This is a genomic window from Xanthomarina gelatinilytica, assembly GCF_000348685.1.
Taxonomy (GTDB): Bacteria; Bacteroidota; Bacteroidia; order Flavobacteriales; family Flavobacteriaceae; genus Xanthomarina; species Xanthomarina gelatinilytica.
In genome coordinates, this window is record NZ_ANLA01000015.1 from 142,687 (window position 1) to 167,934 (window position 25,248).

26 protein-coding genes and 1 tRNA gene are annotated in these 25,248 nt (G+C 35.2%); 8 read left to right on the forward strand and 19 right to left on the reverse strand.

Annotated features, from left to right (window positions below; genetic code table 11):
* Nucleotide 1 precedes the first annotated feature (1 nt).
* The 3 genes from D778_RS10045 to D778_RS10055 are packed head-to-tail and all read left to right on the forward strand — an operon-like array spanning nucleotide 2 to nucleotide 2,245.
* Nucleotides 2-871: a rhomboid family protein gene (locus D778_RS10045; RefSeq protein ID WP_007650279.1), complete on the forward strand. Its 870-nt coding sequence runs from the start codon at nucleotides 2-4 to the stop codon at nucleotides 869-871.
* A gap of 12 nt (nucleotides 872-883) precedes the next feature.
* Nucleotides 884-1,909 (forward strand): endonuclease/exonuclease/phosphatase family protein, encoded by a 1,026-nt coding sequence (locus D778_RS10050; RefSeq protein WP_007650288.1) that lies wholly within the window; start codon nucleotides 884-886, stop codon nucleotides 1,907-1,909.
* 9 nt (nucleotides 1,910-1,918) lie between these two features.
* The gene (locus D778_RS10055; protein WP_007650290.1) at nucleotides 1,919-2,245 is read left to right on the forward strand and encodes a DMT family transporter; all 327 of its coding nucleotides are present in this window, start codon (nucleotides 1,919-1,921) and stop codon (nucleotides 2,243-2,245) included.
* On the opposite strand, the gene D778_RS10060 is transcribed toward D778_RS10055, so the two are convergent.
* The 8 genes from D778_RS10060 to D778_RS10095 all read right to left on the reverse strand — a co-directional run bounded on the left by D778_RS10060 (nucleotide 2,246) and on the right by D778_RS10095 (nucleotide 9,118).
* On the reverse strand, nucleotides 2,246-2,554 hold the full coding sequence (locus D778_RS10060; RefSeq protein ID WP_040492103.1) for a DUF6122 family protein: 309 nt from the start codon (nucleotides 2,552-2,554) through the stop codon (nucleotides 2,246-2,248). It abuts the gene before it with no gap.
* Nucleotides 2,554-3,174, reverse strand: a complete 621-nt coding sequence (locus tag D778_RS10065; RefSeq protein WP_007650293.1) for a WbqC family protein — start codon at nucleotides 3,172-3,174, stop codon at nucleotides 2,554-2,556. Before D778_RS10065 ends, D778_RS10060 begins: the two co-directional genes overlap by 1 nt.
* A 52-nt stretch (nucleotides 3,175-3,226) precedes the next feature.
* Nucleotides 3,227-4,804: a signal peptidase I gene (lepB, locus tag D778_RS10070; protein ID WP_007650295.1), complete on the reverse strand. Its 1,578-nt coding sequence runs from the start codon at nucleotides 4,802-4,804 to the stop codon at nucleotides 3,227-3,229.
* A 64-nt stretch (nucleotides 4,805-4,868) separates the two neighbouring features.
* Nucleotides 4,869-5,570, reverse strand: coding sequence for a 4-hydroxy-tetrahydrodipicolinate reductase (gene dapB, locus D778_RS10075; protein ID WP_007650297.1), 702 nt, complete (start codon nucleotides 5,568-5,570; stop codon nucleotides 4,869-4,871).
* Between the two features lie 6 nt (nucleotides 5,571-5,576).
* On the reverse strand, nucleotides 5,577-6,179 hold the full coding sequence (locus D778_RS10080; RefSeq protein ID WP_007650299.1) for a DUF5683 domain-containing protein: 603 nt from the start codon (nucleotides 6,177-6,179) through the stop codon (nucleotides 5,577-5,579).
* Nucleotides 6,169-7,068 carry a ParB/RepB/Spo0J family partition protein gene (locus tag D778_RS10085; RefSeq protein WP_007650300.1) on the reverse strand — a complete coding sequence of 300 codons (900 nt, stop codon included), beginning with the start codon at nucleotides 7,066-7,068 and terminating at the stop codon, nucleotides 6,169-6,171. The genes D778_RS10080 and D778_RS10085 overlap by 11 nt, the downstream gene beginning before the upstream one ends.
* A gap of 2 nt (nucleotides 7,069-7,070) precedes the next feature.
* Complete coding sequence (locus D778_RS10090) at nucleotides 7,071-7,835, reverse strand: ParA family protein (RefSeq protein ID WP_007650302.1); 765 nt, start codon at nucleotides 7,833-7,835, stop codon at nucleotides 7,071-7,073.
* Between the two features lie 125 nt (nucleotides 7,836-7,960).
* On the reverse strand, nucleotides 7,961-9,118 hold the full coding sequence (locus D778_RS10095) for a porin family protein (protein ID WP_007650304.1): 1,158 nt from the start codon (nucleotides 9,116-9,118) through the stop codon (nucleotides 7,961-7,963).
* 174 nt (nucleotides 9,119-9,292) lie between these two features.
* Here D778_RS10095 and nirK point away from each other — a divergent pair, with 174 nt between their 5' ends.
* The 4 genes from nirK (at nucleotide 9,293) to D778_RS10115 (ending at nucleotide 13,726) form a co-directional block, all read left to right on the forward strand.
* Nucleotides 9,293-10,765: a copper-containing nitrite reductase gene (gene nirK, locus D778_RS10100; protein WP_007650306.1), complete on the forward strand. Its 1,473-nt coding sequence runs from the start codon at nucleotides 9,293-9,295 to the stop codon at nucleotides 10,763-10,765.
* A 28-nt stretch (nucleotides 10,766-10,793) separates the two neighbouring features.
* Entirely contained in the window at nucleotides 10,794-11,573 is a 780-nt protein-coding gene (locus tag D778_RS10105) for a formylglycine-generating enzyme family protein (RefSeq protein WP_007650307.1), read from the forward strand.
* 91 nt (nucleotides 11,574-11,664) lie between these two features.
* Complete coding sequence (locus tag D778_RS10110; RefSeq protein WP_040492106.1) at nucleotides 11,665-12,393, forward strand: SCO family protein; 729 nt, start codon at nucleotides 11,665-11,667, stop codon at nucleotides 12,391-12,393.
* A gap of 55 nt (nucleotides 12,394-12,448) precedes the next feature.
* Nucleotides 12,449-13,726: an alginate export family protein gene (locus D778_RS10115; RefSeq protein WP_007650315.1), complete on the forward strand. Its 1,278-nt coding sequence runs from the start codon at nucleotides 12,449-12,451 to the stop codon at nucleotides 13,724-13,726.
* Nucleotides 13,727-13,766: 40 nt separating this feature from the next.
* Here the strand turns inward: D778_RS10115 and D778_RS10120 are convergent, their stop codons facing one another.
* The 11 genes from D778_RS10120 to D778_RS10170 all read right to left on the reverse strand — a co-directional run bounded on the left by D778_RS10120 (nucleotide 13,767) and on the right by D778_RS10170 (nucleotide 24,842).
* A complete protein-coding gene (locus D778_RS10120; RefSeq protein WP_007650316.1) occupies nucleotides 13,767-14,228 on the reverse strand; it encodes a hemerythrin domain-containing protein in 462 nt (153 codons plus the stop codon).
* Complete coding sequence (locus tag D778_RS10125; RefSeq protein ID WP_007650322.1) at nucleotides 14,200-15,411, reverse strand: hypothetical protein; 1,212 nt, start codon at nucleotides 15,409-15,411, stop codon at nucleotides 14,200-14,202. The genes D778_RS10120 and D778_RS10125 overlap by 29 nt, the downstream gene beginning before the upstream one ends.
* Before the next feature lie 244 nt (nucleotides 15,412-15,655).
* Nucleotides 15,656-16,387 (reverse strand): iron-sulfur cluster repair di-iron protein, encoded by a 732-nt coding sequence (gene ric / locus D778_RS10130; RefSeq protein WP_007650324.1) that lies wholly within the window; start codon nucleotides 16,385-16,387, stop codon nucleotides 15,656-15,658.
* Between the two features lie 46 nt (nucleotides 16,388-16,433).
* Nucleotides 16,434-16,868, reverse strand: coding sequence for an RrF2 family transcriptional regulator (locus D778_RS10135; protein WP_007650326.1), 435 nt, complete (start codon nucleotides 16,866-16,868; stop codon nucleotides 16,434-16,436).
* 678 nt (nucleotides 16,869-17,546) lie between these two features.
* On the reverse strand, nucleotides 17,547-18,425 hold the full coding sequence (locus D778_RS10140) for an SDR family oxidoreductase (protein ID WP_007650328.1): 879 nt from the start codon (nucleotides 18,423-18,425) through the stop codon (nucleotides 17,547-17,549).
* Nucleotides 18,426-18,520: 95 nt separating this feature from the next.
* Nucleotides 18,521-20,644, reverse strand: a complete 2,124-nt coding sequence (scpA, locus tag D778_RS10145) for a methylmalonyl-CoA mutase (protein ID WP_007650330.1) — start codon at nucleotides 20,642-20,644, stop codon at nucleotides 18,521-18,523.
* Between the two features lie 20 nt (nucleotides 20,645-20,664).
* The gene (locus tag D778_RS10150; RefSeq protein ID WP_040492108.1) at nucleotides 20,665-21,333 is read right to left on the reverse strand and encodes a hypothetical protein; all 669 of its coding nucleotides are present in this window, start codon (nucleotides 21,331-21,333) and stop codon (nucleotides 20,665-20,667) included.
* A gap of 22 nt (nucleotides 21,334-21,355) precedes the next feature.
* On the reverse strand, nucleotides 21,356-22,723 hold the full coding sequence (locus D778_RS10155; RefSeq protein WP_007650334.1) for a methylmalonyl-CoA mutase subunit beta: 1,368 nt from the start codon (nucleotides 22,721-22,723) through the stop codon (nucleotides 21,356-21,358).
* Entirely contained in the window at nucleotides 22,716-23,042 is a 327-nt protein-coding gene (locus tag D778_RS10160) for an FtsB family cell division protein (RefSeq protein ID WP_007650335.1), read from the reverse strand. Before D778_RS10160 ends, D778_RS10155 begins: the two co-directional genes overlap by 8 nt.
* Nucleotides 23,042-23,650, reverse strand: coding sequence for a uridine kinase (udk, locus tag D778_RS10165; RefSeq protein ID WP_007650336.1), 609 nt, complete (start codon nucleotides 23,648-23,650; stop codon nucleotides 23,042-23,044). Before udk ends, D778_RS10160 begins: the two co-directional genes overlap by 1 nt.
* 85 nt (nucleotides 23,651-23,735) lie before the next feature.
* A complete protein-coding gene (locus tag D778_RS10170; protein ID WP_007650337.1) occupies nucleotides 23,736-24,842 on the reverse strand; it encodes a PQQ-dependent sugar dehydrogenase in 1,107 nt (368 codons plus the stop codon).
* A gap of 153 nt (nucleotides 24,843-24,995) precedes the next feature.
* Here D778_RS10170 and D778_RS10175 point away from each other — a divergent pair.
* Nucleotides 24,996-25,070: transfer RNA gene (locus D778_RS10175), tRNA-Pro, on the forward strand.
* Nucleotides 25,071-25,248 lie beyond the last annotated feature (178 nt).

The window sequence follows — 25,248 nt, forward strand, 5'->3', positions numbered from 1 at the left end:
TATGACAACACTTAACAAAGACATACAGGATAAATTACAAAATTTAAACGTGTTTGAAAAACTCATAGGAGTCAACCTCGTTGTTTTTTTTGTTGGATTGATAATTAAAGTGGTTTTTACCATAGGTTCCAGTCTTAGTTGGTTGGAACTGCCAAGTGAATTTATGGACTTTATTTTAAAACCATGGAGCCTTATCACTTACGGATTTACACATTACGATTTTTGGCACATACTCTTTAATATGCTATGGCTTTATTTTATTGGGCAAATGTTTATGAATTTGTTTTCAGTAAAAACAGGGTTGAATGTATATTTCTTGGGCATCATAACGGGAGGTTTGTTGTTTTTATTTGGTTATAATGTGTTTCCAGGGATTTTTGATGGCAGCAGCCGTTTGGTTGGAGCTTCAGCAGGAGTAAGGGCCTTGTTAATATTTCTCTGCGCTTACATGCCAACCATGGAAGTACGTTTTTTTACCTTCAATCTCAAACTTTGGTATATAGGTGTTGCCATTGTAGTTATAGATGTCTTAGGTCTTTTTGGTTTAAATGCTGGAGGTAACCTGGCTCATCTTGGTGGTGCCTTGTTAGGTTATGTTTATGCTGTACGGTTAAGAAAAGGGACAGATATAGGTAAAGGATTTGAAAAAATAATGGATGGATTTATGGGCTTGTTTAAAAAATCAAATAAATCGCCTTTAAAAACCGTTCATAGAAAAAAGTCTCAAAAGGTGGCTGGTTATTCCAAAGATGAATTTAATGAGTTCAATAAGCAGAAAAAAATAGACCTTATACTTGATAAAATAAGCAAAAGTGGTTATGATAGCCTAACCAAGGAAGAAAAAGAGTTTTTGTTCAAAGCAGGTAAATAATAAATTGCACCAATGAAAAACCTAAAGCTTTTCGATAAAATAATTTATATGGTTAATGCTTTAGTGGCTACCATGCTTTTGCTTTCTTATGTGCTTCCGTATTTTCCACCTAAAACTTTTGCCTTGCTTTCGGTTTTAAGTTTGGGAGTGCCATTCTTGATTTTAACCAATGTACTTTTTTTTATTTATTGGTTGATAAAATTAAAAAAACAACTCATTCTTTCCTTATTGGTTTTAACCATTGGGTATTTTACTTTAGGTTCATTTTATAAATTTTCATCTTCAGATGTGGAGCCGGAAACATCCGATTTGTCTGTTATGAATTACAATGTGCGCTTGTTTAATTTATACGAATGGATTCCGGAAAAGGGCATCGAGACCAAAATGGTGGACTTTATAAAAACGAAAGCACCAGACATTCTTAGTTTGCAGGAATACCATCCTCATAAAAACATCGATTTGTCTTTCTTTAAATATAAGTTTGAAAAGCTTTCAGGAACCAAAGCCAAATACGGACAGGCAATTTTCTCACAATACCCAATTATCAACTCAGGTTCTGTGGAGTTTCCCAATACTTCCAATAATGCCATTTTTGCAGATATTGTGATAGAAAAGGATACACTTAGAATTTACAATGTACACCTTCAGTCCCTGAAAATAGATGCCAATGTTGAAAAACTGAAACAAGAAGACTCTGATTGGATTTTAAAACGTGTGGAACAAACCTTTAAAATGCAACAGGTACAAACCGAAATGTTTTTAAAACACAAAGCCGACAGTCCTTACAAAATGATTATTTGTGGCGATTTCAATAATTCGGCGTATTCTTATGTGTACAAAGAAATAAAAGGGGAACTCAAAGACGCCTTTAAAATGGCAGGTAATGGCTTTGGGAGGACTTACGATTTTAAATTTTTCCCAATACGAATCGATTTTATTTTTGCTGAAAAACACTTTGAAGTAACCGATTTTAAAACTTTTGACAATAAGTTTTCAGACCATTATCCCATTTTGGCTACCTTTAAACTTCATCCATAATGTATTGATATGAACTGGATTTTATTAATTATCGCTGGCCTATTTGAAGTGGCTTTTGCTACTTGTTTGGGTAAAGCCAAAGAAACCTCTGGAACCGAAATGGTATATTGGTACCTAGGGTTTTTGGTATGTTTGGCCATAAGTATGTACTTGCTGGTGAAAGTGACACAGGAGCTTCCTATTGGCACTGCTTATGCAGTTTGGACAGGAATTGGAGCCGTTGGAACCGTACTTGTTGGGATTCTTGTTTTTAAAGAACCGGCAAGCTTTTGGCGTGTTTTCTTTTTAACTACCTTAATTGCTTCCATTATTGGTTTGAAATTTGTGTCCAATTAATCACATCATTAAGCAATCTACAATATCTGCCAAAATATGGATGATCAAGCCCAAACCTATCAACCTGGTTTTTTTTGGTATTAACAGTAACACATAGATTCCTATGGCATAATAAGTATGTAGTGGATGAAACTGGATGCTGCACCTGTTTGGATCAAACATGGGGTTGGCAAATATATGATCCAAATCTATTAACATCCCACTTATCATGATTAAGTACGCAATTTTCCATTGGGTTTTAAAGAATAGAAGCGCTACAGCTAGAGGCAATAAAAAATGTATGCCATAATGTAGAAAGGGTTGTAGCATTATAGGTGTTTGTATTGGTTTTCCAGGTAATTCAAGGCATTTGTGCCTTCGTTGAACAACAAGTCCAGAACGCTTAAATTTGAAAGGTATCCATGCTTCTCTTGAAATACTTGTGTGTAAGGGTCAAAATGAAAAGTAGGCTCCTTTCGTGCATTTGCCAGAAATCTAAAGTCCGTTTTGTCCGTTACGGTTTTCTGATAAACTTCGGTTTTGGAACTTTTGATTTCCATTTGCAAGCAATCGCAAATAACATCCAGGCACTTTAAGTTAAAATCTAGAAGATATTTTGCCTTGGTGGTAAACAAAGGTTGGAACTCGTCTTCATAAAACTCGAAAAATGGTGAGGTTCTATAAGCTGTTTCAAGGGATTTCCAGTGTACAGCTTGCCAGTTTTCAGCATTATGGATTTTTATATCTCTGTATTTTTGTCTTTCATTTTGTGAATGAATTATGGGAATGCTCAATTGCAACTTGCCATTGGCTCCATAAATATAGGCTCTATTTCTATAGGTTTGCTTCTGGTAATTATCATCCATTTCAAATATTACTTCATCAGCTTGAACCATGGCAGAAACATGGGCTATGTTTGGAAGATATGTTGGATGGATAAGAGCCTTCATGTGTTACGTAGAATCATTGCCTTTAGTTAAATATCTTATTTACACAGCACAATTAGGTGTTTGCTTTTTTACGTTTTCTCCATTGAGCAAATCCAAACCAAGCTGCTAAAGCAATTAAAAAAGGAATTAAATAAGAGACAGGTTTACCACTACCATGGACGGTTGTAAAGAAACGTTCCCAACGTGGTTTTCCAAATCTATCCCAACTCATCCAGATAAAAACCGGTTTCCCTACCACATGATCGAATGGGACAAATCCCCATGATCTGGCATCTTGAGAATTATGACGATTGTCTCCCATCATCCAATAGTAATCTTTTTTAAAGGTATAGGTGTTGGCTACCTCACCATTAATATATATTTGGTTTCCTTTTATATCAAGAGTATTGTCTTCATATTCTGTAATAAGACGTTTGTACAATGGTAAAACTTCTAGATTTAAATTAATGGTGGCACCAGCCTCTGGAATGTAAATAGGCCCAAAAAAATCGTTGTTCCAATGGTAATTTGGATCGTGTGGAAACACACTTTTCTCTCGTTGTCCTGGTTCGCGTTTTAGGGATTCAATGTTTTTTACGTTGGGATGGTTTTTAAACTGACTTAAAGTTTCATCTGTTAAACCAGGAAAATAACTTAAGGAATAATCCTGATTGTATTGAGGTAAATCGGTTATACCATATCTTTTGGTTAAATGGTCGTTATTAAAAGGTCCATCGTTGGTTTCAATTTTATACGAAAACTGAAGTTTGGCTCTGTCAGGTAATTGGTTTTGTTCTCCATTTATATACACGTAGCCATCTCTTACTTCCAAAGAATCCCCTGGAATTCCAACAGCGCGTTTTACGTAATTGGTTTTTTTGTCGATAGGTTTGTAATGGTTTCTATCTGTATAGCGCATGTTTAGCATGGTATCCACAGGCCAGTTAAAGACCACAATGTCATTACGTTTTATTTTTTGAAACCCTGGTAACCTCAAATAAGGTAAAGACAATTTGTTTACAAAAGCTGTATTCTTTTTTTCTAAATGATCGTTATATAAATAAGATTTCTTTTTAATAAAAGGAATGGTGTCATGTACCATTGGAGCAGCAATGGTTGTCATTGGGACACGTGCTCCATAATGAAATTTACTTACAAATAGGAAATCCCCCACCAATAAGGATTTCTCTAAAGAGGAGGTTGGAATGGTGTAAGGTTGAATAAAATAGGTATGTACAATTGTTGCAGCCACAATAGCAAATAAAATGGAGCTAATCCAATCTCCTGCAGCAGTTTTAGGATGTAAACTTCTATCTTTTACATGTTCTATATCTAAGGCATAATTAAGGTAGTAATTATAAAAGCCTAAAGAGACAATAGCTAAAATGGTATCTGTTGTGGAGTTTTTGCCAAAACTTCTTGCAGTTTCTACCCAAACCACTGGAAACATAATTAAATTTACAATAGGTAAGAATAACAAAATGGTCCACCACCAAGGTCTATTGATTATTTTCATTAAAATAACAGCATTGTATACAGGAACAAAAGCTTCCCACGCTTGCCTGTCAGCTTTTAAGTATAATTTCCAAGTCCCAAGTCCATGAATTATTTGAATAACTATCAGGAAAATAAACAATTGCGTTAATGTCATAATTTGTGTTTTTGTTTTTTTATTAGTGCAAAATCACTAAAAAAAGTTACTTGTTTGTAAAGTGTTAACCAATATTTAACACATCTTTCATACTGAACACTCCAGTCTTGCCTAGAATCCATTCGGCAGCAACTACAGCTCCAAGGGCAAATCCCTCCCTGGTATGTGCAGTATGGGTAATGTTTATGGTGTCTGTATTGCTTTTGTATTCTATACTATGTGTGCCAGGCACATTTGCTATGCGTTTGGCAGTTATAGGGATGGTTTGCTTTTTATTTTGGTTTAACAGCCATTTGTTGTATTCGTCATGTTGCGATATAATCCCTTCTGCTAAGGTAATGGCAGTGCCACTAGGCGCATCGAGCTTTTCGGTATGATGAATTTCTTCAATGGATACATGATATTGTTTTAGTTGGCTCATCATTTTTGCCAAATGTTTGTTCAATTCAAAAAAAATGTTGACACCTAAGCTAAAATTGGAAGCGTATATGAAAGCGCCATTGTTTTCCTTGCAAAGTTTTATGGCATGTTCATAATTGTCCAGCCAACCAGTTGTTCCGGAAATAACTGGAACCCCAAGTTTTAAGCATTTTGCTATGTTGAAAAAAGCAGCTTTTGGGACACTAAAATCTATGGCAACATCTGCTTGGTTAATATCGTAACCTTCTTCTTCGTTGGTTTTTATCACTATTTCATGCCCACGTTCCAAAGCAATTTTTTCAATTGTTTGTCCCATTTTACCATAGCCAAGTAATGCAATTTTCATGTTTTTTTAAAATTTGAAATTTAATGTTAGACCCAGGTCTCCTGTGTTGTCAAACTCGTTAAGTTTATAGTGTGGTTTCAGCGATAGGTTATCGTCTACATTATATTGAAGTAAATGCGCATCTACATTGGCATCTATAATATTTAAAGCGTAAATGGCAAGTGTAACCAGTAAGGAAATTTCCCTGTTTCTGCCAAATTGTTTTTGGGCTTCTTCCAAGCCATCAGTTGTAACGGTTCCATAAAATTCGTCGTCTTCAAATCCAGCCAAACGCCTTTTATAGGCATCTCTATAACGGTTGTATTCTTTGTTGTTATCTATATAAAAATAAATACCAATACCCAATCCGGCATACACTATGGGGATTTTCCAATATTTTTTATTGTAAGCTTGACCCAGTCCTGGCAATACGGCAGAGTAGAAGGCAGCACGTGCTGGAGATAAAGGGTCTATAGGATCTTTGATTATAGAACCTGCTTCCACTGTCAACTCTTCGGTAGGAACGTTGTTGGGATTCTTTTTTTTATCTTCTTTTTGGTCCTCTTGGGCTACTGCCGAAAAACAAATGGCTAATAAAAATACAGCTAATATTAAAAATTTATTTGGCACTCTTTATTAGTTTTAAAATACGATTAAAATCTTCTTCGGAATGAAAAGGGATGGTAATGTTCCCTTTTCCATTTTTAGAAACTTTAACGTTGATTTTGTGTCCAAAGTATTCAGAAAAATCTTTAATCCCTTTTTTTATATATTTTGGGATTTCCTGTTTTTCTGGGACTTTAACCGTTTTATCACTTTGATAAGATTTAACCAAAGACTCTGTGTCTCTAACAGAAAGTTTATTGCTTATTATTTTTTCGTAAATATCAAGCTGAATGTTTTGGTCTTCAATGTTTATTATGGCTCTACCATGACCCATGGTAATGAAACCATCTCGCATGCCTGTTTGAATTATGGGATCCAGTTTTAATAACCGTAAATAATTGGCTATGGTGGAACGTTTTTTTCCTACACGTTCGCTCATTTGCTCTTGGGTTAAATTAATTTCGTCAATTAACCTTTGGTAAGACAGGGCAATTTCTATGGGATCTAAATCTTGACGTTGAATGTTCTCCACCAATGCCATTTCCAAGGATTCTTGATCGTTAGCAATGCGAATATATGCTGGAATGGTCTCTAAGCCTATCAGCTTGGATGCTCTAAAACGTCTTTCCCCTGAAACCAATTGGAATTTATTGAATTCTAATTTTCTTACGGTTATAGGTTGGATAACCCCTAATTCTTTTATGGAAGAAGCCAATTCCAAAAGTGTTTCCTCATTGAAATTGGTTCTAGGTTGGAACGGGTTTATCTCAATGGATTCAATATCCAATTCTACAATACTGCCTATTACTTTATCTGCATTTTTATCTTGAACAGACGATATGTCGTTACTGGGATCTTTTAACAGAGCCGACAAACCTCTTCCTAAAGCCTGTTTTTTTGTTGCCTTCGCCATTTTTAGGAGTTTTTGATAATAAGTTCTTTTGCCAAACTTAAATAATTAGTTGCACCTTTACTACTTGCATCATAGTTTATGATACTTTCACCATAACTAGGAGCTTCGCTTAAACGGACATTTCTTTGAATAATGGTCTGGAAAACCATATCGTTAAAATGTTTTTGTACCTCTTCAACCACTTGATTCGATAAGCGCAAACGGGAATCGTACATGGTCAATAATAAGCCTTCAATGTCCAGGGTTTGATTGTGTATTTTCTGAACACTTTTTATGGTGTTTAAAAGCTTTCCCAGACCTTCCAAAGCAAAATATTCACATTGTATTGGAATAATCACGGAATCGGAAGCTGTTAAAGCATTTAAAGTTAATAAGCCCAAAGAAGGTGCGCAATCTATTAAAATAAAATCGTAATCGTCTTTAATGTCCTGCAATGCTTTTTTAAGCATATACTCACGTTCATCTTTGTCTACTAATTCTATTTCTATGGCCACTAAATCTATATGCGATGGAATCACGTCTAGATTTGGTGAACTGGTTTTTAAAATAGCGTCTTTGGCATTGTTAGTATGTTCTAACAATTGGTAGGTCCCAACGTCTATTGTATCTACATCTAATCCTAATCCAGAAGTAGCATTGGCTTGTGGATCTGCATCTATTAAAAGTACCTTTTTTTCAAGCACACCTAAAGAAGCAGCTAAATTAACCGAAGTTGTTGTTTTTCCAACACCACCTTTCTGATTAGCAATTGCTATGATTTTACCCATTAATTGATTTGGTTTTTTGTAACGGTAAAAATACAATTATTTGTGAGTTTAAAAAACGGAACTTGTTAACAAAAAAAGTCGCTTGTTAAAGCGACTTTCATAATAAGGATTGTTTGTATTAATAATTAAAACACATACGTTGCTTTCAATTGAAAACCAGACATCTTGTAATTGCTTTCTATTCGGCTTAGGTTGTCGGTAGAAACAAGCTCAAATTCATTTTCAGGTTGATACATTATATTGAAATCAATTTTTTGATTCCCTAAATGAATATAAGTTCCTACATTCAAATTTAAAGCAAGCTTGTTTGTAGACTCAAAATCTATTCTTTGGGCACCAAAAACAGCTTCTTGGGCAGTAACATCAGACATGGAATTAAAAATAAAACCACCATTAAATCCAAAATAAGGGCTAAAAGTTTTGTTGATGTTATTGAATGTATATCGAGCACCAACCATGGTATTGATATATGATAACTTAGATTTTAAAATTATGGAATTCTCATTGGAGTTGAATTCTTTTGGAAAAGAATAATCCACTGAAATTAGAAACCCTAATCGCTTCTCTAACATATTTGTGTTAAAATATACTTGAGCTCCAATTACAGGAGTACCGTATTGGTTGGAAACACCAGGAGATAAATCATCAAATTTTGTGTTTAAAAAACCATAGCCAACATTAATGCCAATTTCTAAAAACTCTGAAGGCGCATTTGCAAGGGTTATAATGTTTTCTGCAAATTGTGTGTCATCGCTTAAAACACAAGAGTTATAAGTCTCTACCACAGATTTAAGAACGCTAATACTAATGGAATTGTTTTTGTTGTAAGCTTCCTCTTGTGCAGCTTTGCACTTGTTAACAAATACAGATAAAGTGGCATAGTCATATCTGTTTAAGGTTGTTTGATCAATAATAACTTTTGAAATTTCCCTTAAACCATTTTCATCATTTTCCAAAAAATAATGGGCTCCACTTTTGTAAAGTGATAATGAACCAACAATAACTTCTTCTAAAAGATACAAGTTTTTTTTGTATTGTTTGGTAACGTGTTTGGTAGTGTTCTCTTTTACGCTAACAATGTCAGTTAAATGGTATATGGTTTTATTGTCATCAGCATTTTTAACTTCAACGCCAATAATGTAGTCTTCAGCATTGTTTTCAAATTTAACTTTTTCAAATTGTTTGGTAGAGCCATCTTTAAAATAAATGGTTGTGGAATTGTTGTTTTGAGCAAAGAATAGGGTAGTGCTCAAAATAAAAAGTAAAATGATTGGGTGTTTCATGTTAATTTTTTTATTTTATGTTTTTAAAGTTTCAAAGATATTTAATCTATGAATTAATTACATGACATAAGTCATGTTTTTCTTATTGAGTGGCATTTATATTTGCACAGTAACAATTAAGATTAATTTATCCGATTTAAAATATCGAATTAATAAATCACTAAAATTTTATTCATGAAAACAACCCAAAAATCAAAAAGAAAATTAAAATTAGTAAAGCATTTAGCTTTACTAATAGCACCTATGTTTTTTGTAGCGTGCTTTAACGACAAAAAAGAGGAAGCTGAAAATGCTGCCGAAATTCCAGTAAATCAAGAGATGATTGCAGAATTAACAGCACCACCTCATGTGCCAACTCCTGTAGGAACAAGAAAAGCCAAAAAACTTATTGTTAAAATGGAAATTCTTGAAGAAGAAGGCGAAATGACAGATGGTGTAAAATATGTTTACTGGACCTTTGGAGGTAGTGTTCCAGGAAGCTTTATAAGAACCAGAGTTGGAGACGAAGTGGAGTTTCACTTACAGAACCACCCAGATAACAAATTACCTCACAATATCGATTTGCATGCTGTAACAGGTCCAGGAGGAGGAGCAGAATCTTCTTTTGTGGCTCCAGGTCACTCTAAGGTATTTTCATTTAAAACCTTAAATCCAGGGTTGTATGTTTATCATTGTGCAACAGCGCCAGTTGGTATGCATATTGCAAACGGTATGTATGGTCTTATTTTAGTAGAGCCTGCAGGTGGTTTGCCTAAAGTTGATAAAGAATACTATATCATGCAAGGCGATTTTTATACAAAAGGAGCCAATGGGGAAAGAGGTTTACAGCCTTTCGACATGCAAAAAGCAGTTGATGAGCACGCTGATTACGTTGTGTTTAACGGTAAAGTAGGAGCCTTGACAGGAGATAATGCCATTACAGCTAAAGTTGGAGAGACAGTAAGATTGTTTGTTGGTAATGGTGGACCAAACCTTGTATCTTCATTCCATGTTATTGGTGAAATTTTCGACAAAGTACACGTAGAAGGTGGCGACATGATTAACGAAAATGTGCAAACCACGCTTATTCCTGCTGGTGGAGCAGCCATTGTGGAATTTAAGGTTGATGTTCCTGGAACTTTTATTTTGGTTGACCACTCAATTTTTAGAGCTTTTAATAAAGGGGCTTTAGCGATGTTAAAAGTAGAAGGGGAAGAAGACAAGAAAGTTTATTCTGGTGAAATTAGAGACGATATATATTTACCTGAAGGACCTGGTATCCAAACCATGCCTACAACCGATGAAATTGTAGCTTCTGAAGTTCCAGCAAAATCCTTCGAAGAACAAATGGAATTTGGTAAACAAGCCTATATGCAAACCTGTTTTGCTTGTCACCAAGGTGAAGGACAAGGGATTCCAAATGCTTTCCCTCCTTTAGCTAACTCAGATTATTTAAATGCTGATGTTAACAGAGCCATAGACATTGTATTAAACGGTTTAACTGGAGAAATTACTGTAAATGGTGAGAAATACAACAGTGTTATGACACGTCAGTCTCTGTCTTCAGATGAGGTTGCAAACGTATTGACCTATGTGTATAATTCCTGGGGCAATAATGGTACGGTTGTTACCAAAGAAATGGTAGAAAAAGTTAAAAATAAAAAATAATTAATTTTAAACCTTAAAACTTATAAAAATGAAAACCAAAGCCTTCAGTCTCATTATTTTTTGTTGTGTGTTTCAAACCTTCTTGTTCGCGCAAACTGAAGGCATGGTTTACATTGAAGGCAGCAGGTATTTACCTTTGTATGGTAGGGACTCTACAGTAGTGGAAGTAAACGATTTTAAAATGGATGTATATCCAGTAACCAACAAGGAATTTAAACAATTTGTTGAAAAATTTCCAAAATGGCAAAAATCAAAAGTCATTAAATTATTTGCCGATGATAGTTACCTAAGTAATTGGAAAAATGATTTAGAGTTGAAAGACACAGAAAATCCAGATAGTCCTGTTACTTATGTGTCTTGGTTTGCAGCCAAAGCTTATTGCGAATGTCAAGGTAAAAGATTACCCACAGTAGATGAATGGGAGTATGTAGCCATGGCTGATGAAACCACCAAAGATGCACGAGTAAAACTATCTTACAACGCTAAAATTCTATCTTGGTACGAAACACCACGTTCAAACGAAAACCTCATTGGCCAAACCCCTAAAAACATTTGGGGAGTTTACGACTTGCATGGATTGGTTTGGGAATGGACATTGGATTTCAATTCCGTGTTGATTACTGGTGAATCCAGAAAAGACGTTGATAAAGACAGTAATCTGTTTTGTGGAAGTGCATCAGTAAACGCAACAGATTTAATGAATTATGCTGCATTTATGCGTTATGCCATTAGAGGCAGTTTAAAAGCAAAATACGCTATGAAAAATCTTGGCTTTAGATGTGTTCAAGATGTAAACGAAAAAAAATAAATGAAACATCCATGACCAAAAATTTTGTCACACAGCGGAATGATTATATGGATGTTACATGTGACCTTTGAAAAACAATAAATATAAACACATGAAACATTTAAAAATAATTTTCCCTGTCCTTTTATTGATAATGACACTGTCATCCTGCAATTCCAATAAATCTGATCAAGCATCAGATGATATAGCGGTTTATCAATGCCCAATGAAATGTGAAGGAGAAAAAACATATCCTGAAGCAGGAAGTTGCCCTGTTTGCAAAATGGATTTGCAACCTATGGAAACTGAAAACTCAAAAGAGTTAAGCGATCAAGACATTTCAGAAGAATCCATTTTCAATTTAACCTCTAAATGGCATACTGAAGAAGGCAACGAGATTCAACTTGAAGATTTAAAAGGTAAAACCTTGGTAATGGTCATGATCTATACGTCTTGTAAGGCTGCCTGTCCAAGATTGGTGGCAGATATGCGAAATATTGAGGCTCAAATTCCAGAAGCCAATTTGGATGATTTGCGGTTTGTGCTGGTTAGTATCGATCCAAAAATAGATACACCAGAGCGATTAAAAGCTTTTGCAAAAGAAAACATGATGGATGGAGAACAGTGGACCTTTTTACAAGGTACAGAAAGTAGCGTTCAGGAATTTGCCAATGTTTTGGCTGTAAAATACAAGAAAATATCTCCCATAGATTTTTCTCATTCCAACATTATTAGTGTTTTTAATTCTCAAGGCGAATTGATCCATCAGCAAGAAGGTTTGGGAGTGGACAACAAAGAAACCGTTGAAGCCATTCTGCAATTAACTCAAGGGCAATCTTAAAACCTAAAACTATTGAAAGCGTTTTAAAACGCAAAAAATCTTTAAAATATTACAGATGAAAAAAATACTAGCAATCCTATGTATTGGACTAGGCATGACAAGTTATGCCCAAGAATTTGAGGTTTCGGCCGAATTGAAACCGAGATTTGAATATAGACACGGATATAAAACCCTAGCAGTGGATTCTGTGGATGCAGCAGCTTTTGTGTCCCAACGAACACGCTTAAACTTAGGATATAACAGCGAGACATTCAATGCCTATTTCAGCTTGCAAAACGTAAGGGTTTGGGGAGACGTTGCCACTTTGGCAACATCCGATAAAAATGGAACTGCCATTCACCAAGCTTGGGCTGAGGTTTTCTTGAACAAACAGTTTTCATTAAAGTTTGGACGTCAAGAGATTTCTTACGACGATCAACGAATATTTGGTAGTGTGGATTGGGCGCAACAAGCCAGAAGTCACGATGCCCTTATTGTAACCTACAAACCAAATGTAAACAACAGGATAGATTTAGGTTTGGCAATCAGTTCTGAAGATGAAACCTTGTTTGAAGCAGATTACACCGTAAATAACTATAAGTCGTTTCAATATGTATGGTATCATACCAATTTAAATGATTTTGGACTAAGTATTTTGGCACTAAACAATGGGTATGCTTTTTATGACGAAAACTACGAACAGCAAGTGGATTACAATCAAACCTTTGGTACACATGCAACTTATGGTAAAAACAAAATAAAAGCAGATGCCTCTTTTTATTTCCAAACAGGAAAAATTGCCGATAGGGATTTAAGTGCTTACAACGTAGCCCTAAATTTGCATTATGCAATAACACCGGAATTTAATGTAGGATTTGGTGGCGAGTATTTATCTGGAACAGATATGAATGCTACAAACAACAAGTTGGAGTCTTTTAACCCTTGGTATGGAACCAATCACAAATTTAATGGTTGGATGGATTATTTTTATGTAGGCAATCATATCAATAATGTTGGATTGCTGGATATAAATGCAACCATTGCGTACCAAAAAAATAAATTTTCGGCCAAACTGGTGCCACATTTCTTTTCTTCGGCAGCTACCATTGTAGATAGTACTGGAGACGAGTTAAGTAATGGTTTGGGCACAGAAATCGATATGGTTTTAGGCTATAAATTTTCCAAAGACATCCTTTTTCAAGTAGGTTATTCGCAAATGTTTGCTACCGAAAGTATGGAAGTGATTAAAGGAGGAGATAAAGACGCTACCAATAATTGGGCTTGGGCCATGATTTCGGTTAAACCATCTTTGTTTAAAACGTCTTTTAAGAAAGACGAGACAACAAACCCATAAAAATTTAATACTTATTGAAGTTTAAAACCGTAGGTTGATATTATTTCCAAAATTCATCTTCCAGATTGTCTTTAAAAGATTCTGGTTGATGAATTTTTTCTATGTGAAGCAATTGCTCTTCACTTGCAACTTTTTGTATTTCAGGAAACAGTACACGTTCTTCAAACCTAATGTGTTGTTCCAGTTCTTCTTCAATTTTGCTAAGGGTTTTGGGATTGGCTTCCGTTTCAGAAAACAAACGTCTTAAACGTCTGTGTTCTGCCAAGGCACGTTTTATCAATTCGTTATCACTTTTCAAAATAGAGAAAATATAATTTTCTTCCATTTCAAAATGTGGTGTTAAATGTGTTTCAAAAAACCAATCCGCATAAATTTTCATGCGTTTAGGATCTATATTCTTGTTAAAACCATTTCTAATCTTCCAGGATAATAACAACCCATGGTGATGCTCTCTGCTTAATGGCTGTAACGCTTTATGTCTCTTTAAGGGTTTTGGTGTCATAATTATTAGGTTTTAAAATGTTTAATATAAGGCTTAAAATACCCAATGGCAACAACAAGCTGCTTATAAATAGCAGCAGGTAATACTTTGGTATCAAACCAGCTCCAAAGTAAAACAAGCCTCCTTGTACAATTAAAATAAGTTCTGTAAGTACAAAGCCCAAAACAAAAACGTACATGCCTATGGTAAGGGTTTTATTGAGTTTCACCAATTTGGTTTGAAGGATATATGCAAACAAAAATCCAGAAATAACACCCAACATAGTTAAGTGAATAAAACCTATAACCAAATTTCTATGTTGAAAGGCAGTATTGGATATATCTGGAATTAAAGACAAGGTTTGCAGACCTATTTTCAAAATGAAACAAAACATGGCGAATTGGAACATAAATCTGATGAGTTTGTGACTTTGTTTCAAAACAATTTTAAAAGGAGCCTTTATAAGTTTTATGAAAATAAGTAAAGCTGCTATTTGCAATACAACTCCCAACCCATTTAGCCATAACAAAACAGCATGTGGCACAAACCAATTTACAGGTAGTGCAAAGGTAAGGATGGTTGAGGCAATCAATAATTTAAAAAAACGTTGAAATTGTTTTGAGTCTGTAAGTTGAAGTTTATGAAAAAAGATAGCCAAAACGGATATCAAAAACCAACCATTAAACTGAAAATGTAAAAAAAACTGGATGGCAATTTGATAAAAAGCAGAAGCTTGACCCAAAAGACCAACAGCTGGACCCAAACACCAAACACCTATGGTAGAAATGAGCATGAATAGAAGTGATGCCTTGAGCAAAAGTTTGGAGGTTGTGGATTGGGTTTTGTGATTTTTCCAAATAAGACGTACAAAATAATAACTGCAAAAAATATGGAGTGTGGAAAATGTAATGGAAATGGCTGCATATCCTTGAAACGGAAAGCTTAATAACATACCAACCACAGCAATTTGGGTCACCCAAAAAAGGGTATTGTATACCGGTTTTTTATTGGGAATAAAATAACGAACAAATAAAGTGTAAATCATTAAATATACCCAGCCCAACATGGCTACATGTGAATGTGCATGCGTTAAAAACCTATAGTTGATAGAAATTGGGAATAGGTAGGTATAGCGAAGGGCCAATCCTAAGATGGCAGCAATAAAAAAATTAATTAAGCAAGTAAAAACGAGCTTTTTGGGCATAAGGTTAAATTAATAGTTTGGGTAAAAGTAATGAATAAAAAAACACTTCTCTTGTATAAAAAACTACATGAACATAAATTTTCTCCTCAACAAATTTAAAACTATAATTAATTACTCGAGAAGTGTTTTTGATAAACAACCATTACTAACATTAAACTATTTTATATATATTTTAAAATCGAGGAGCCCTTGGGGAAAAGGCTCCCAGATTTAATTTAGAAAATATAATTGCTATTAATCATTCTTAAAGAAACGCTTTCTCTAATTTTGCAGCTTCAGGGAATAATATGTTATTTTCTAAATGGATATGCAAGTGTAAATCTTTTTCAAATTCGTCCAGCATCGCAAACGTAACTCTATAGGTATTGCAAGCATCTGCAGGAGGATTGTAATTGTTTGTCAATTCGGCAATTTGTCTAAAACGTTCCCCTTCATTGTCATGCTCTTGCATCATCATGGCAATAGGGTTTTCAACAGTGCCAAATTGTGGTGCTAAAATGGCTCCTTTGTCTATTTGTGCTTTAACCATTTTTTTAATGAATGGGAATAATATCAACTCCTCTTTTTTCATATGAGCTGCCAATTCCCCAGCAGAAGCTGTAAACAATTCGTTTATTTTAAACAGTTCTGGGTGTCTTTCTCCATGAACCTTGCAAAGTTTGTCTAAAAACTGACGTAGTATAGGGATTTTTTCTTCCACATATCTGTGATGTTTTTTCTCTATATATTCAGCCAATAGGTCCAAAGGCCAGGATTTGTAATCTATGGATTGGTTTGTGTTGGCAGTCAACACTTTGTCCAGTTCATTCAAAAGTTCGTTGCTGTCAATATTGTTTTTGGTGCAAACCTCTTCTATGGTTCTGTGCCCTTTACAGCAAAAATCTATGCCATATTTCGAGAATACGCCTGCAGTTCTGTAATCTTCGGCAACATACTGTCCTATTTGTTTTTGAGTTTCTTTTCTTAATGTTTCCATAATCAATTTATTCGGATGTTTTTATCCTATTTGTAATCAAATTTTTTTAAGTCTTTAAAAAAGCGACACCAGATTTTATATCTAGGGCCAACTCTTCTAAGTTGGTATTTTCCAACATGTATTTTAATTCGTCCCTAACCGATTTAAACTTATCATGTACAGGACATGGATGTTCTTCATCACAAGTATGTAAGCCCAAACCACAGCCTCTATAAATGCTGTCGCCATCAATGGCATTTACAATTTGAGATAATTTAATGCTTGATATGGCATGTTTGTCTATCTCAAAGCCACCATAGGCGCCTTTTACAGAATTTATAATGCTATGTCTCGCCAGGTCTTGTAAAATTTTAGCTGTAAATGCTTCTGGTGAATTAATTTCCTTGGCAATAGCTTTAAGGCTTACCCTCTTACCTTCATAAGAGTTTAGCGCTATAAAAATAGACGCTTTAATACCATATTCGCATGCTTTGGAAAACATATATTAGTTTTTATTTGGTACAAATGTATGACAAAATCTTAATACGGACAAATTTATCCGAATTAAATTATGTTAAATTTTTTTAAATCCAATGTTAGGCTTTTCAATTCTTAAAATAAGGTTAATTACTAAGGAATAGTTTGAGATATATCTTTTATTGGTTATGTTAGCAGTGTCATACTTTTAGGGTTTTTTAAAATGATTATTTCTAAATTTAAACATATCATTTGTATACAGATTACATTAAACGGTGTTTTAACAGACACGTTTAGTTTTTTTAATAAAGTATCCTTTAGAAAATCCAAAATTATCTTCCTGAATTAAGTAGCACCAGCGAGTGTGCTCTAACACCTTATTTTAATCCAATAACATATCAAGTCTTGGCACTATGCCTTGATGGTTACTCGCTTAGGATAAATTTTAAACAATAAGGTTATGGTCATTAATATATTAATAATAATCCTTTAAATAATACTAAGATGGCAAGAGGAAAAAATTTAAAAGCGCCAAAAACTGATTTAAAAGAAAAAAGGCAAGAAAAAATTTTAAAGAAATTGGAAGAAAAGAAAATGCGTAAACGCAGATAACGATAGTTCGATCAACAAGTTCATGAAAATTGAAATGTTGAATTTTTTAGTTAAGTGTAATAACCCCTTGAATTGCCATGTTCAAGGGGTTTTATTTTTTATTGGCACGAATCATAGCTTCCAGCTGGTCCCACATTTGTTGAGGGATTTCTTCTAGAAGATTGAATTGTCCAGCTCCTTTTAGCCACTCGCCACCATCAATGGTAATTACTTCGCCATTTACATAGCTGGAAAAATCGGAAACCAAATATGCTGCCAGATTGGCAAGCTCCTGATGTTCTCCCACACGATTTAAAGGTACTTTTTTAGTCATATCAAATTTCTCTTTAAGATCTCCAGGTAAAAGTCTGTCCCATGCTCCCTTTGTAGGGAAAGGTCCTGGTGCAATGGCATTAAAACGCATGCCATATTTTGCCCATTCCACAGCTAGACTTCTGGTCATGGCCAATACACCAGCTTTTGCTGTGGCACTGGGAACCACATAAGCAGAACCTGTCCAAGCATAGGTTGTAACAATATTTAAAACTACTGTGTTGGTGTGTTTGCTGTCTATCCAGTGTTTTCCAAAAGCTAAGGTGCAATTTTTGGTCCCTTTTAAAACAATGTCTATAACCGTATCAAAGGCATTTGCAGACAGACGCTCTGTAGGACTGATAAAATTTCCTGCAGCATTGTTCAATAAAATATCTACTTTTCCAAAGCTTTCAAGAACTTGGTTGAGCATGTGTTCCACTTGGTCGTAATGCCTGACATCGCATTGGATAGCTAGACAAGTACCACTAGTTTCTGTTTCCAATTCTTTAGCAGTTGCCTGTAGTTTCTCTAAATTCCTGGAGGTAATGGCAACTTGTGCACCAAGTTCCAAAAAATATTTGGTCATTGCTTTTCCAAGACCAGAGCCACCTCCTGTAACTACGATGGTTTTTCCTTTTAAAGCGTTATCGCGAAGCATTTTTGCTGTGTGGCTCATGATTTAATGGGTTTTTAATTTTTATTGCAATACAAGTATTCATAAACAGTGAAGAAACAATCACAGTTTTCTGAAAATGCATCCAAACAGAATAATTAATCTATCAAAATATCTAATATTTGTATGGCTGCATCGCTTATCTTAGTTCCAGGGCCAAAAACAGCTACAGCACCAGCATCAAACAAATATTGGTAATCTTGCTTTGGGATTACACCTCCAACAACTACCATAATATCGTCTCTACCATATTTTTTTAGTGCTTCTATAACTTGTGGCACAAGGGTTTTGTGTCCGGCAGCCAAAGAGGACACGCCAAGAATGTGCACATCATTTTCCACAGCCTGTTTGGCTGCTTCTTCTGGAGTTTGGAAAAGAGGACCAATATCCACATCAAAACCAACATCTGCGTACCCTGTAGCCACTACTTTGGCACCTCTATCGTGGCCATCTTGACCCATTTTCGCAATCATGATTCGTGGTCTTCTACCATCTTGCTCGGCAAATGTGTCTGCCAATTGTTTGGCTTTGCTAAATGAGTCGTCGTTTTTAATTTCTTTGCTATACACTCCAGAAAAAGATTTTATTTGAGCCTTGTAACGTCCGAAAACTGTTTCTAAAGCATCGCTAATTTCACCTAAAGTAGCTCTTTCACGAGCAGCTTCTATGGCTAAAGCTAATAAATTATTTTCTCCTGAACGAGCAGCTTGAGTTAAATTTGATAAGGTTTGTTTTACTTTTTTGGAATCTCTTTTAGCTTTAATGGTGTTTAATCGTTCTATTTGAGAATTTCTAACCGTTTGATTGTCTACCTCTAGAGTGGAAATAGGGTCTTCCTTTGCTAATCTATATTTATTGACTCCTACAATAATATCTTCTCCAGAATCAATTCTTGCTTGTTTTCTTGCGGCAGCTTCTTCAATTCTAAGCTTTGGGATTCCAGCTTCAATGGCCTTGGTCATGCCACCAAGCTCTTCTACTTCTTCAATAAGCTCCCAAGCTTTTTGGGTAATATCATGTGTTAATTTTTCAACATAGTAACTGCCAGCCCAAGGATCTACGGTTTTGGTGATTTTGGTTTCTTCTTGTAAAAATATTTGTGTGTTTCTGGCAATTCTGGCAGAAAAATCCGTTGGTAAAGCTATGGCTTCGTCCAAGGCATTGGTATGCAAGGATTGGGTGCCACCAAAAGCAGCTGCAGCTGCTTCAATACAGGTTCTAGCAACATTGTTGAATGGATCCTGCTCTGTTAAACTCCAACCACTTGTTTGGCAATGGGTTCTTAAAGCTAAGGATTTGGAGTTTTTTGGATGAAACTGTTTTACCAGTTTGGCCCAAAGCATTCTGGCAGCTCTCATTTTGGCAATTTCCATAAAATGATTCATTCCTATAGCCCAAAAAAATGATAGTCTAGGAGCAAAGGTGTCAATATCCATGCCTGCTTCCAAACCTTTTCGAATATATTCCAGACCATCTGCCAAGGTATAGGCCAATTCAATATCGCAAGTGGCACCAGCTTCCTGCATATGATAGCCTGAAATACTGATACTATTGAATTTTGGCATGTGCTTGCTGGTGTATTCAAAAATATCCGAAATGATTTTCATGGATGGTGTAGGAGGATAGATGTAGGTATTACGTACCATAAACTCCTTTAAAATATCGTTTTGAATGGTTCCGGCAAGTTGTTCTGGAGAAACGCCTTGCTCTTCGGCAGCCACAATGTAAAATGCCATAATAGGTAATACAGCCCCATTCATGGTCATGGAAACCGACATTTTATCCAAGGGAATTTGGTCGAAAAGAATTTTCATATCCTCAACCGAGTCGATGGCCACACCAGCTTTACCAACATCTCCAACCACACGTTCATGATCTGAATCGTAGCCTCTATGCGTTGCCAAATCAAAAGCAACGGATAAGCCTTTTTGGCCTGCAGCCAGATTTCGTCTATAAAAAGCATTGCTTTCTTCAGCTGTTGAAAAACCTGCATATTGACGAATGGTCCAAGGTCTTCGAACAAACATCGTGCTGTAAGGTCCACGTAAAAAAGGCGCTATTCCAGCTGCAAAATTTAAATGTTCCAATTCGCTTAAATCTTCTTTGGAATAGGTGGATTTTACATCAATATTTTCAGCCGTGTTAAAGGTGGTGTTGGAGGTAGCCTTTTCGTTTTTAGAAGCTTTTTTTAGTGTGATATGTTGAATGTTTTTTCTAGACATATTGGTTGGATATCAAATTCTTAACCTTTTTTTTCGCTGTTTAAGATCACGTTTTGAGGTGTGCCTTTTACGGCTTTGTTTGTATTGGCCTTGTCTGTTTCAGGTTTTTCGGTTACTGTTGTTGGGTCTACTTGAAACAAACGAGCATAGAATAGGTCCAACGCAATATAAGCAGCCATGTATCTATCGTCGTGAGCATTTTTCACATGTTTAATTAGTGGTGCACCAAATAAATCTGGGCGCATGCTGTTTGTGGAAACCAAGGCATTGAATGTGGTTTGTAGGTCTTTGTTTTTGAAATTGCTTGATACGCATTTAAAAATATCAGCATTATAATTAATGCTGTTGTCTGCATTCCAAAGATCCTTATCTTGTTTTAAGGCTTCAAAAACCTCCATGGTATGTGGAGATACTATGTCTTGGTAATTAACCCTATTTGCTATGGCATCTCTGGTGAAAAAGGAGTAAGATCTGCGTAAATCTTTGTTTTGGGGATTGTATTTATTGGTAATATCATCTTCAAAAGAAAGTAAAGCCTCAAAATACAATTTGGTGTCTAAATTATCGCAAACTAAAATATTTTCTTTGTCGGCATATTTGTAATTGGTAAACGAAGCCGATTCATTTTTACAGTTAAAAAGCGTGAAGCATAATGCAATAATTGAAAATTTTAATAGTGTTTTGCTCATCATTTTAATTTTAAATTGTTAATTATTCGGTTTTTAGTCTGTTTTGTTCTAAGTTTTCAGCCAATCTTTTTTCTATAATGGGCTCCAAAAGTGTTTTTCGTGGATTTGTTTTTACAAACGGATACAATTCCAATTCGTGTTTCATTTTGTCATTTGGGTTGGGATGTTTATTGGTTCCCAACAAAATCTCTTCGCCATTATTGAATTGGTTCTGTTCTCTTTCGGCACTTTCCTTTATTTTCCTTTGGATGATGCCTTCTTTCAATTGTTTTAAAAACCCTCCATTGGCTTCAATATCTTTAAATAATTCCAGGGCTTTTTCAGCCAATTGCTGAGTGAGGCTTTCAATATAATAAGCGCCATCTGCTGGATTGTTTACTTTGTCGAAATAACTTTCATGTTTTAAAACCAATAGCTGATTTCTTGAAATCCTACTGCCAAACTCATTGTCTTTATGGTATATGGCATCGTAAGCCAAATTGTTAATAAAATTTGAACCTCCTAAAATGGCACTCATGCATTCGGTTGTGGTTCGGAGCAGATTGGTATTGTAATCGTATAGTGTTTTATTGCGTTTGGTTGGTGTTGAAAATATCAGGCACTCGGTTGGTATGTTGTATTCCAAAGCCAATGTTTCCCATAAAACCCTTAAGGCCCTTAGCTTTGCAATTTCAAAGAAATAATTGGTGCCCAAGGAAACATTGAAAATTACTTGAAGGGATTGCCTCGTTTCTTTTGCAACAATATCAAGATGATTTAAATATTCGTTAACATGAGCCATGGCATAAGCCAATTGCTGCACCATGGTTGCACCAGCGTTTTGGTATAAGGAAGCATCCACGCTCAAGGTTGCCGTTGTGTTTACTATGGTGTCCAATTGTTTTTGGTCTTCCTGCAAGTTTGCATACCAATTACCTGTTTTGGCCAGATTTCCTATAATATCTGTAAGGATAAAGGTGTTTTTTGTTGAAGTTTTTTCGGTAAGTATCTGCACATAAGAAGCAGATAAAAACTGAAGTTCAAAAAACAGTTTTGTGTTATTTAAATCAATGTTTTTTAACAGGGTTTCAATTGAAATGTCTTCGGAAGGGATGATGAATTTTAGACTTTCCGTCCCTTTATTCAACAGCTCTTGTGCTTTGGCATTGGACTTTTCCACATCTGCGACAAAAATGGTTTCACAAATGTTCCATTGTGTAGCTTTGGATGACGAAACATTGGGAAGGGAAGAAAACTCATCGGCATGATAAAATGGTTTTACATCAATTCCTTCATTCGATTTCCAGATTAAGGTGTCGTTATAATCGGCACCTTTTAAATCTGCTTGAATTTTTTGTTTCCATTCTTTGGATGAAACGTCGCTAAATTCCTCAAATAATTTTTTACTCATTTTTCTTTGCTTTAGCTAGGCTGTCTTGATATTCAATAATGAATATTTCTTCATTGTCCTTTTTCATGTAATATTTTTCGCGAGCCAATTTTTCCACACCTTCTTCTGTGCTTAATTCTTTAATGGCTTTACGGTCTTTTATAATTTCGTTTTTATAAAATTCTTTTTCGGCTTCCAGTTCTTCAATATCAGAGTTTAACTCGTTGTGAATTAACCAGGAATTAGCATCGAAAAAAAACATCCAAACAGCAAACACCACGAGTATTAAAACAAAAATGTTTTTAAAGGGTTTTAAGTATTTGCTTTGTTTTTTTGCCATTATACTAAACGATGGTTAATGATGGTTTTAACAATGTCTATAGCCACTGTATTGTATTTATTATTTGGTATAATAATATCAGCATATTCCTTCATGGGCTCAATAAACTGCTGATGCATGGGTTTTAAGGTGTTTTGATATCTAGAAAGAACTTCTTCTATATCGCGACCTCTTTCGGTAATATCACGTTTTAACCTTCTTATTAATCGTTCATCACTATCTGCATGAACAAATATTTTTATGTCGAACATGTCCCTTAATTCAGGATTTGTTAGTATTAAAATACCTTCAACAATCATTACTTTTCTGGGATGTGTTAAAATGGTGTCTCCAGTTCTGTTGTGTTTTATAAAGGAATATACAGGTTGATGAATGTCGTTTCCTTTTCTTAATTCTTTTAAATGGCTTTCCAGTAATTCAAAATCTATGGAACGAGGATGGTCAAAATTAATTTTTACACGTTCATCAAAACTTAAGTGGGACGTGTCTTTATAATATGAGTCTTGTGAAATCACACCAACTTCCCCTTCAGGTAATTGGTTTAAAATTTGATTGACCACTGTGGTTTTTCCACAGCCTGTTCCACCTGCAATTCCTATAATTAGCATGAATATGTATTTTATTTAAAGCACAAATTTAGTTATTTACATTGGAAATACGAGAGGTATTTACGAAACTTACAGGACACTATTTTTAATTTTCAGGTAATAGCTTTACAATGCCTAAATTCTCTATTCCAACATAGATATAGCCATCTGGACCTTGTTCAAGGGAACGAACGCGACCAAGGCCTTCTAAAATTTTTTCTTCTTTAATTACTTTCTTTCCATCCAAAACACACCTGCTTACATATTGAAATTTTAAGGAGCCAACCAGTAAGTTGCCTTTCCATTCGGGATACACACTACTGGAAATAAAAGCCATTCCACTAGGAGCAATGGAAGGTACCCAATAATGAATAGGAGGTTCAATTCCTGGCAAGGTGGTGTAGTCTGAAATTTTAGTGCCAACATAATTAACGCCGTAAGACACTTTTGGCCAACCGTAATTTTCACCAGCTTTTATAATGTTAATCTCGTCGCCACCTTTTGGGCCATGCTCATGAGACCAGATTTCTCCAGTCTCTGGATGAATTTTCATACCTTGAGGATTTCGGTTACCATAGGTGTAAATGGCTTTTTTGGCATTTGGGGTATTGTAAAATGGATTATTTTCTGGAATGCGACCATCATCAAAAAGCCTGTAAACCTTTCCACCATCTCTAGTAAGGTCCTGAGGATTAATGTCTTCTTCGCCTCTGTCTCCAATGGTAAAATACAAATAGCCTTCTTTATCAAACACGATTCTTGAGCCAAAATGATAGCCTACAGAAGTGTTTGGGTTGGCTTTATAAAGCAGTTCCTTGTTTATAAGTTGGTTGTCTTTTAATTGTGCTCTAATTATGGCAGTGTTGCAACCTTCTTCTTCACCTTCGGGAGACGCATAGGAAAAATAAATCCAACCGTTGTTTTTATAGTCAGGATGTAATTCAATATCCATAAAGCCACCTTGACCAAGAAGTTCAATTTCAGGAAGCCCTTCAATAAGGGTTTTTTTCCCATCTTTGAAATGAATCAACTCACCCTTTTTTTCAGTAATCAACATGGCGTTGTCTGGTAAAAAGGCAAAACCCCAAGGAATGTTCAATTCAGGGACTATAATTTGGTATGTATCTTTGGAAGCCGGTTCTTTTTTTGCTTGCGCACAAGCTAAGATGCTGATAAAACAAATAAGAATGTAAAGCGAATGACGAATTTTCATGTTTATAAGGTTTAATCCATAAATTTAAAAAATAAAAGTTGTTTGTTGTTAAAGAAAAGCTATATATTTGCACCTCAAAATTTAGATAACCAATTCGGGGTGTAGCCCCTCGACATTGCTCGGGGTAAACCACACTACGAATTTTACATTTTTCGGGGTGTAGCGTAGCCCGGTTATCGCGCCGCGTTTGGGACGCGGAGGTCGCAGGTTCGAATCCTGCCACCCCGACTTAATAAGCCAAAAAATCATTTGATATTTTGGCTTATTTTTTTGGAAAGCAATTTGTTTGCTTTGACAAACAAAACAATCAAAGGTTCCAAAAATTCTTATGCAAAGAATTGGTATTATAAAAAAATGTTATTTCCTATTGTTCCAAGCGCAGCCAAAAACTATATAGTATCCAAAA